The sequence below is a fragment of the Nonomuraea aridisoli genome (assembly GCF_003236395.1).
Classification (GTDB): domain Bacteria; phylum Actinomycetota; class Actinomycetes; order Streptosporangiales; family Streptosporangiaceae; genus Nonomuraea; species Nonomuraea aridisoli.
The window spans coordinates 1-5,170 of record NZ_POUD01000427.1; the positions used below are offsets into that span (position 1 = coordinate 1).

Genomic DNA, 5,170 nt, shown 5'->3' on the forward strand with positions numbered 1-5,170 from the left:
CTTCTGGACGTCACCCCCGTCACGCGAATCCATCCCCGACAAAGCCCCGGACGAGAACGACACCACGACTCTCCCTCCAGTTCTCCCGGCGACCTTGGATTCACAGCCTCAACCAGCCGAGACCGACACCACACAACCGCCCTACACGGACACAGCAGCACCCACGTCGAAAGAGCCGGCATCGGAAACGCCACCCAACAGGCCCGATCCCGCCGACCCCGTACCCTCGACCTCCGCGTCACCCCACGACCATCGACCCGTAACGCCGATCCACTTCCTAACGAACTCAGCCTCCTCGGTCCCCACCGAGCCAGCCATCGGCATCGGTGCACTTGTCGGAGCCCTTTTCCTGCTCCTCGCCCTACGCCGGGCACGCCGTACCCGCCCAGACCGGCGCAGCCGAACAAGAGGCCAACACCGCAAGGGACGCCACAGAAGCAGACCCCGCCGACACCGCCCGCCAACGCCCCATTGAGGTCCAACCTCCCTCAGTACGAACCCCGCATCAGGCCCGACGTCACCAGGCCCGACCCGACCACTGCAACACCGTTCCAACAGGCAGCTAGATAAGTACGCCTTCCGAGCTCCGGGATGATGAGCCGGTCGAGCCAGATGCTCTCCACACGCCGCTTGCGATGGCTGTTGCGCCAATTGCGCTCGTCCCCAGTCGAGCCGACATGGGCTCACCATCTGTGGCACCGAGGTCGGTTCGTGAGCCGTCGGGGCACGGTGCGTTCGTCACTGCGGTCGGAGCAGCGAGGTGCGCGGCACTGCCTGCCGACCCAACGCGAGCACGGCGGTGTCCACAAACACGCCAGCACCTCACCAGCCTTGGCCCGAAGTTGTCAGCCACGCACCGGGGTGGCCAGATCAGGTCGTTGCGCGAAGGTCGGCTCGTCAATCGTTGTGTCACGATGGTTCACCGCCTCAGCCCCGTAGCCAGAAGCAGGGGGCCCCAGCCGTCGTAGCTAGAAGCACGGGACCTCGGCCGCCGTAGCGAGGAGCACCACGCCTCAGCCGCCATAACCAGAAGCACGACACTCAGCCCCCGTGGCCACAAGTACGGTGCCTCAGTCGCTGTCGACCGGCGTATGGCGGATTGCAGTCGCCGTCGACAGGGGTACAGCGGCTGCTCGCCAACCAACGGCGATACTGCAGTGTCCAGCGGCAACACACCGCCTACCCAGCCGGACCCGTCTGCTTGCACCGGAGAGGGCTCATCGCTGCGGGCGCCACAGGCGGGATCGCGAGCGGTACCAAGAGGACGGCATACACGGCAGTGCCCAGAGACACCACCCACGTCACCGCACGCCGTACCGCGGCCGTCGCCAGCGCCCCACCCACGCGCGCCGCACCGCACGCGCCACACCCAGCCGTCCGCCACACTCCAGCCGCTCGCGGCGCGGAGGCCGCCCTGCCCGACTGCAAATTGTCGGTGTTCAGGCTCTTGGGTGGGCTTGTCGGTATGCCGTGCGCAAGCGGTCGATGGACACGTGCGTATAGATCTGCGTGGTGTTCAGGGACGCGTGGCCGAGCAGTTCCTGGACGCTGCGTAGATCCGCACCGCCCTCGAGGAGGTGTGTGGCCGCGCTGTGCCGCAGGCCGTGCGGCCCCATGTCCGGTGCCCCCTCGACCTGGGCCAGCCGAGCGTGCACCACACGGCGCACGGTTCCCGGATCGATCCGTCCGCCACGAACGCCCAGGAAGAGCGCCGGCCCCGACCTAGCCCGCACCCACAGCGGCCGCCCATGAATGCACCACCGATCCAGCGCCTGCAACGCGGGCCGCCCGAACGGCACCGTACGTTCCTTTCGGCCCTTGCCCATGACCCGGACGACGTTGCGCTCCCGGTCCACGTCATCGACGTCGAGCGCGCACAGCTCACTCACCCGTACACCCGTGGCGTACAGCAGCTCGAGCAGCGCCTGGTCGCGCAACTCTTTGGGGTCGGCGGTCGGAGGCGCGTCCAGTACGGCCTTCGCCTGCTTCTGATCGAGTACGACAGGCAGGGAGCGCGGCGACTTCGCACTCCCGAGCAGCAGGCCTGGATCCGTCGCCAGCCACCCGCGACGGTGACAGTACGCGGTGAACGTACGGGCACACGCGGTCCTACGCGCCAGGGTGGCCCGTGCCCTGCCTGACTCATGCTGACCGGCCAGCCACTCCCTCAGCACCCCGATGTCGAGCCCTTCAAGCTGCCCGCCCGTGTGGTCGAGCAGCGAGTTGACGTCCGTCAGATAGGCACGAACCGTATGGGGAGAGAGATCGCGCTCCAGCCGCAGAAACCGAGCGAACTCTCCCACAACCTCATCCCTGTCCACGCCACCTCATTCCACCGTCACCCCTGCGCGTCCCGGCCGCCGCCCGTGCACGTCACCGGCTCACCATCGCCCGTAGGCGTCATCGGCCGTCATCCGTACGGGTCAACGGTCTCGATCATCCTCGACGCCCAGACATCTAAGTCACTCGAAACACTCTTCACCGTCCAGACCACCACCATGCAAATCCAGCGGCATCCATAACAGCGTCAGGTCGTCCGTATGGCGGCGGATCACGTGTGTGGGAGGTCCAGCCCGGGGATGTACGCGCGACGTCCGCCGGCTGGCTGCTCGCCACCACCAAACCACCTACTCGCCCGAGCCTCGCCATGATCGGCCTGGCGAGCTGTCTGCTCTGGTGGCGCCGCAAGCGTCGATCAGCAATCAACGGTCGGGGCAGGCGAGGTTGTCACTTCAGGTGTGTAAAGATCGTTTCTGGTAGTGAGTGACCGGTTACTACTTGATGCGGCCTGGGTAAGCGATGTCGAGTTCGATGAGTGCTTCGCGCCAGCCGATGGTGCGCTGGCCTTCGATCAGGCGGGCGGTGCTGGCCGAGTTCTTGATCTTGCCGGTCTTCTCCTTGGTCACGGCGCGTTCGCGGGCGCGTTTGTCCTCGATGTTGATGATGGCCAGCCACAGCAGCTTGACCACGGCGTCGTCGCCGGGGAAATGGCCGCGGGCCTTGGTGACCTTGCGCAGCTGGTAGTTCAGCGACTCGATGCTGTTGGTGGTGTAGAGCAGTTTGCGGACCGCCGGGGAGAAGGCGAAGAACGGGATGAAGCGGTCCCAGGCGGTCTCGAACACACGGGCCGCCTGCGGATACTTCTGGCCCCAGGCCGAGGCGGTGAAGTCGGCCAGGGCGTCGAAGGCGGCCTGCTCGGTGGGCGCGGTGTAGATCTTCTTGAGCTCGGCGGCCAGCGTGGCGCGGTCGCGGCGGGCGACCGGCCGCAGCGCGTTGCGGATCAGGTGAACGACGCAGGCCTGCACGGTGGTGTGCGGGAAGGCTGCGTGGATGGCGTCTTCGAAGCCGTTCAGGCCGTCGGTGCAGGCGATGAGGATGTCGCGCACGCCCCGGTCTTTCAGGTCGTTCATCACCGAGGTCCAGAAGCGGGCCGATTCGCCGGCGGTGGCGGCATCGAGGGGGGTCTTGGCCAGCCAGATTCCCAGGACGTGTTTGTCGCCGTCGGCGTCGATGCCGATCGCCAGATAGGCGGGTTTGGCCTGGACGCTGTGGTTGTCGCGGACCTTGACCACGATGGCGTCCAGGAACACCACCGGGTAGACCGTCTCCAGCGGCCGGGCCTGCCAGGTGCGGACCTCCTCCAGGACGGCGTCGGTGATGTTGGAGATGGCCTCGTGGGACAGTTCGACCTCATAGATCTGGCGCAGGTGGTGCTGGATGTCGCGCACGCTCATGCCGTGCGCGTACAGGCTGATGATCATGTCGTCCAGGCCGCCGGAGACGCGGCCGGCCCGCTTGGGCACCAGCATCGGCTCGAAGGTGCCGGCCCGGTCCCGGGGCACGGCCAGCCGGACCGGCCCCACCCCGGTCTGCACGGTCTTGCCGATCCTGCCGTTGCGGGAGTTGCCCGAGCCGTGGCCGGCCGGATCGTGCTTGCCGTAGCCCAGATGAGCCGACAGCTCGGCCTCCAGCGCGCGTTCCAGCACCGCCTTGACCAGTCCGCCGAGCATCGAGCCCTCACCCGTCAGCCGCAGCCCGCCCGCGCCGTCGCGTGAGCGTTCCAGCAGCAGGTCCAGCACGTGATCGCCGAGCAGGTCCCGCAACGGCGTCTCGCCGTCGCGCTGGGGGGATGTTTCCCCGCCATGATGAGCAGCCGCTCCTAGCAGCGCCGATGCGTCATCGCGCTGGTCTTGCCCCACCGCGGCCAGCGCGGTTCTTCCCCGTGTCGTGGACATGATCGTGTTCTCCCCCGAGATGGTGAATGATCGTTGCAGACTTCCGTCTACGTTTGGTGATCATTTCCACACCTGGAGTGATACCCCGACGGTCGGGGCAGGCGGGGGTATCACTCCAGGTGGTGGCGACGCGTGCCCGCCAGCCGGATGAGGACTGTTCTGCTCGATGGCTGTGAACGGTCGGTGTCGTGGTTTTGGGACGGCTGCAGAGGTCAGCGGAGCTGTCCGGTTTCGTGGAGGTGGTCGAAGATGATCTGATCGACCGGGGACACTTTGTGTCGATCGGCGTAGGTCAGCCAGGCGGCTTCCTCTATCTCAGCGCTTGGTGTCGGTGTTCCGTGGTGGGCGGCGGTGTAACAGGTCATCCGTACGGTGATCCCGGCGGCATGGCCGTGCGCCTGTGCCTGATAGGTGCCTACGTGGACGGCGGTCGCCGGGTTGATCGTGACGGCGAGTTCCTCGTCGATCTCTCGTACGAGGGTGTCGACGTCGGTCTCGCCGGGTTCGCGCTTGCCTCCGGGGATGTAGTAGACGTTCTTGCCTTGCGAGCGGGTGCTGAGGATCGCGCCGTTGTCGAGGTGAATCCAGGCGATCTTGTCGATGGTGCGGTTCAACCGTGTTTCCCGTTGTCGATGTGGCGCCACGTGTCATGGCGACAGACAAGTCTGCCGTTCACACAGCGGGCAGCGAAATCCGCACTCTCATGCCGAGCTTGGCGCGAGCTCGTCCGGGAACGGCGGGGTTTCGGCCGGGTCGGGTTCGGGGGCGCGTGGAGGGTCGAGCACCGCCGAGTCAGGGGCCTTGCGGTACGACGCCGTCTGCTTGCACAGGCGCCAGCCGTTCGCCGAACGTTCGATGTACCCGGCGGCCGCCAAACCGCCCAACGCACTCAACGCCGCGTCCAACCCCACGCCCGCCGCCACAGCGATCGAAGC

General features: G+C 66.8%; 3 protein-coding genes and 1 pseudogene. All 4 read right to left on the bottom strand.

Translation table 11 applies throughout. The features are described from left to right. Positions 1–1,439: 1,439 nt before the first annotated feature. Positions 1,440–2,321 carry a tyrosine recombinase XerC gene (locus C1J01_RS46010; protein ID WP_111185310.1) on the bottom strand — a complete coding sequence of 294 codons (882 nt, stop codon included), beginning with the start codon at positions 2,319–2,321 and terminating at the stop codon, positions 1,440–1,442. Positions 2,322–2,774: 453 nt separating this feature from the next. Continuing rightward, a complete protein-coding gene (locus tag C1J01_RS46015; RefSeq protein ID WP_438943193.1) occupies positions 2,775–4,103 on the bottom strand; it encodes an IS256 family transposase in 1,329 nt (442 codons plus the stop codon). Between the two features lie 344 nt (positions 4,104–4,447). Next, complete coding sequence (locus C1J01_RS46020) at positions 4,448–4,849, bottom strand: NUDIX hydrolase (protein WP_111185312.1); 402 nt, start codon at positions 4,847–4,849, stop codon at positions 4,448–4,450. Positions 4,850–4,936: 87 nt separating this feature from the next. Then, positions 4,937–5,170, bottom strand: a pseudogene (locus tag C1J01_RS46025) (DNA-processing protein DprA); the annotation flags it as partial.